The organism is Collinsella aerofaciens (assembly GCF_040910325.1).
Taxonomy (GTDB): domain Bacteria; phylum Actinomycetota; class Coriobacteriia; order Coriobacteriales; family Coriobacteriaceae; genus Collinsella; species Collinsella aerofaciens_BL.
This window is the reverse complement of sequence record NZ_JBDGAV010000014.1, coordinates 1-3,917: the sequence shown is the minus strand read 5'-3', so window position 1 is coordinate 3,917 and position 3,917 is coordinate 1. Positions and strand designations below refer to the sequence as shown.

Annotated in this window: 5 protein-coding genes; 3 read left to right on the top strand and 2 right to left on the bottom strand. The window is 58.7% G+C overall.

The features are described from left to right. Window positions 1-196 (top strand): hypothetical protein (locus AB5Z25_RS06855; RefSeq protein WP_368135128.1); only part of this gene is annotated, 196 nt, incomplete at its 5' end. A 113-nt stretch (window positions 197-309) separates the two neighbouring features. Here AB5Z25_RS06855 and AB5Z25_RS06850 read toward each other — a convergent pair. Continuing rightward, window positions 310-1,524, bottom strand: coding sequence for a MalY/PatB family protein (locus AB5Z25_RS06850; protein ID WP_368135127.1), 1,215 nt, complete (start codon window positions 1,522-1,524; stop codon window positions 310-312). A gap of 111 nt (window positions 1,525-1,635) precedes the next feature. Further along, the gene (gene tsaA, locus AB5Z25_RS06845; RefSeq protein ID WP_368135126.1) at window positions 1,636-2,373 is read right to left on the bottom strand and encodes a tRNA (N6-threonylcarbamoyladenosine(37)-N6)-methyltransferase TrmO; all 738 of its coding nucleotides are present in this window, start codon (window positions 2,371-2,373) and stop codon (window positions 1,636-1,638) included. A 141-nt stretch (window positions 2,374-2,514) separates the two neighbouring features. Between tsaA and AB5Z25_RS06840 the strand changes: the two genes are divergently transcribed. Then, window positions 2,515-3,342: a TipAS antibiotic-recognition domain-containing protein gene (locus AB5Z25_RS06840; protein ID WP_368135125.1), complete on the top strand. Its 828-nt coding sequence runs from the start codon at window positions 2,515-2,517 to the stop codon at window positions 3,340-3,342. A 51-nt stretch (window positions 3,343-3,393) separates the two neighbouring features. Next, window positions 3,394-3,639, top strand: coding sequence for a glutaredoxin family protein (locus AB5Z25_RS06835; protein WP_117763676.1), 246 nt, complete (start codon window positions 3,394-3,396; stop codon window positions 3,637-3,639). Window positions 3,640-3,917 lie beyond the last annotated feature (278 nt).

Genomic DNA, 3,917 nt, shown 5'->3' with positions numbered 1-3,917 from the left:
CTTAAGGTTGTCGTCTTTGGCTTGTGAGGCGTCCAGACCTTCTAATGCAGACGTCGAGGCTCCGTCATTCGACCCGGAGCAGCCAGCTATCGCTACGACAAAAGCGCTCGCCACTGCAAGCGCAACAAACAACGAAATGGCAACCGAGCGACGGGATCTTTTCATCGAGCTCCATACGATCCTGTTTACAGACTGAAATGGTAAAAAATAATAGCAAACAAAACCACACGAGTGCCCAATGGCTACAGACGTTTTACCATGTGGGGCCTTCCAGCCGACTTGGCAGAAGGCCCCGCATGCAGTGCTCACTTACCGTGCATTAAAAACGTAGCGGTCCAGGCGGTCGCACGCTTCCTTTACGCGCGAAAGCGGCAGCGCCAGATTCACGCGAATGTGGCAGGGCCCGTGGAACGGGCGGCCGTCCTGATATCCCACGCCCACGCGCGCCCCCTCGTCGAGCAGCCACTGAATATCGCGGCCATGCTCGCGACACCACTCGGTGCAGTCCAGAAACACCATGTACGTGCCCTGCGGACGCGAATAGGACACGCCCTCAAAATGCCCGTCCACGTAATCGCAGAAGTACTCGATATTGCCGGCAAGCACCTGGTTGAGCTCGTCCACCCACTCGTAGCCCTGCGGCTGGTAGGCACCGATCAGCGCATGCATGGAGAGGACGTTCATCTCATTGTAGTGAGTCTTGTTGGACACGGCGCACATGCGGTCACGCAGCGTCTCGTTGTAGACAATGTGGTAGCTGCCGACCAAGCCCGCCAGGTTGAACGTCTTGCTCGGCGCATAGAGGGCAACCGTGCGCATGCGGGCATCCTCGCTCACCGACTGCGTCGGAATATGCTTGTGACCCGGCAGAATGATATCGGACCAAATCTCGTCCGAGATCACCACGCAATCGTGCTGGCAATAGATGTCCATGGCGCGCTCAATCTCGTCGCGCTCCCATACGCGGCCGCAGGGATTGTGCGGCGAGCAGAACACCGCGGCATGGATGTGGTTTTGGGCGAGCTTGTGCTCCATGTCCTCAAAGTCCATACGCCACACGCCCTGGTCGTCGAGCTTAAGCGGGCTGTGGACAATACGATAACCCGCGGCTTCGATGGACTTGGTAAAGCCGATGTAGGTGGGGCTGTGGACCAGCACCGCATCGCCCGGCTGGACATACGCGCGCAGTGTCGACACGACACCGCCCAGCACGCCGTTTTCGTAGCCGATATGTTCAGGGCGCAGGCACTCGACGCCATTGCGGCGGCTCTGCCATTCGATGATGCGGTCAAAGTACTCGGGGCGCGGATTGAAATAGCCAAACATGGGGTGCTGGGCGCGCTGAATGATGTGTTCCTGGACCGTGGGCACCGTGGCAAAGTTCATATCGGCCACCCACATGGGAATGCGGTCGAAGCCCTCGTCGGGTGCGTTCGGAGCCATACCGGGGATCTCGCCCCAAGAGTCAACGGCGATGGAGTCCATGCCGTGGCGGTCGATAAGCGAGCTAAAGTCGTATTTCATGCTGAGCTCCCGTGCAAAGTGATTGTTTTGGTAGGCGTTATTGTCCACCAGCACGGGCGATTTTGGCATGGGGTTTGGCGCTTAATTTGACGGGTGCGGACGAATGGTAGGTTAGTCTTGCGCGTCGTTGACGGCGACCACGGTTAGCTGGGCTTTATCGACCGTAAAAGATATGTCGAGCCCGGCAAAGGCCAGGTGATAGACGCGGTTTGGCTCGTGCTTGCTGCCTGCGCGGCGCGGGTCTTGGCGAAGGACCTCGACCAAGCCGGGGAGCTTTGCGGGCGGGACCATATCCTGCAGCGTCTGCGGGAACTCGATGTCGAGCTCTTGCCACGGAGCGTCCTCGATCCAGCCGCCGGTCGCATCCGGGTGACAGTCCGCAAACGGAATGTAGGGCTTAATGTCGTAGATGGGCGTGCCGTCGCGCAGGTCGGCCCCCAGCACATGAATGATGGGGCCATCATCGGTGAATTCGACACGATCGAGCTTGACGCAGGTGAGACCGATGGGATTAGGGCGAAACGGACTGCGCGTGGCAAACACGCCCACGCGCTCGGCTCCACCCAAACGCGGCGGGCGCACGGTTTTCGACCACTTGACGTTGGTGCCGGACCTGTCCTGCAACTTGGCATCGGCAGCTATGTCCTTAGCCGTGCCGCCGGGCGTTCCGTTTTCGAAGCGCCACAGCAACCATAAGTGAGAGAAGGAATCCAGACCCTCAACTGCTGCGTTGGAGGCAAATTCCGGCTCAAAGACGATGCGCCCCTGCAGATGGGGCGCCAAAAAGCTGTTGCGCGGGATGCCGAACTTCTGCGGCAGGTCGGTATGTATGTGTGCGATAGGTTCCATGCCGGTCATTGTACGGCATGGAGGCGTGGGGCGTTGCGCGCAATTCTTCGCCGCGGTCCTCCGTCGTGCAACCAACGGTTGCTTGGAAGGGCACCTGCTGCCGCGTATGCTTAAGCCATCAACCAGCAGAAAGGAGCCGCTATGGCCTTTGCAGAAAAGCTCATCGCCGTCCGTCGCGCCCATCACCTTACCCAGGAGCAGCTCGCCGCCAAGCTCTTCGTCACACGCCAAGCCGTCAGCCGTTGGGAGCGTGGCGAGGTCACACCGGGCATCGACATGATGAAGCTCATCGCCGCCGTAACCGGAGAACCGCTGTCCCACCTGCTCGAAATGCCTGAGCACTATTGCCAGAGCTGCGGCATGATACTCACGCCCGACGACTGCGGCACCGATGCCACGGGCACCGCGACCGATCATTACTGCAAGTGGTGCTACGACCACGGCAAGTACACCTATGACACCACCATGGAGGCAATGATTGAGGATTGTGCCCCGCGCCTGGCACAAAACACCGGCATGTCGCTCGACGAAGCCGTCTCGCTCATGGGCGCCGTCCTGCCGCAACTGGAGCGCTGGCGCACCATGCAGGAAAACGAGGCGCGCTACGGTGCCGAGGCGCGGGCGCGCTACGGCGATGAGGCTATCGATGCAGCAAACGAAGCGTTGCTGGACATGGACCCCGAGACATGGAACGACATGAAGGAACTTGAACGCGCTATTCTGGGCCAGCTCTCAATTGCCATGGGCATTGGCGACCCAGAGAGCAACGAGGCTCGTAAGCTTGTCGCGATGCATCGTCGCTGGATTGCTCTCAACTGGGGATGCGAGCCCCAAGACGAGGCGTACCTGGGCCTCGCCCACGGTTATCTTGCCGACCAGCGCTTTGTTGACTACTACGACAAGCCCTGCGCCACCGGAGCCACGGCGTTTCTGGTCCAGGCCATCGAGTCTTCGTTGACGCGCGCATAGACCGCGGCGGCTTTGGGTATTTCAATCAAAACCTCAACCGATTGGAGACCTATGGCTACTAATCACGAGCTCGCGCTGTACGTTATGACCGGCTGCCCGTATTGCTTAAAGGTCAAGCACTTTTTGGCCGATAACGGCGTGACCATTCCCGAGCGCAATATCTCGACCGATTCCGATGCCGAACAGACACTCATCGCCGTCGGCGGAAAACGCCAGGTTCCCTGCCTGTTCATCGACGGCAAACCACTCTACGAATCGAGCGACATCATCGCGTGGGTGCAGGAAAACCTGCTCTAGTACGCACGCTCTGTCCGTCCAGGGCCCCAACTCATACGACCCAAACATGTACACCAGCATCCAAAGTCGACATTTTTCGACATCTTTGGATGCTGGCGTACAGCTTTTTGGTAGTCATGGACGCTCTTGGCCGGCTAATTGTTTGAGGAGACCTTTGGATTATGGCTGTTTGACGCCTCTGGAAAGGTTTCCGAGAGGGCTGTGGTCAAAAAAGGGCAAATATGAGTACTGCTACCTGTTTAGTAGCAGCGATTTTGATCACTTCAGGAACTATTCAA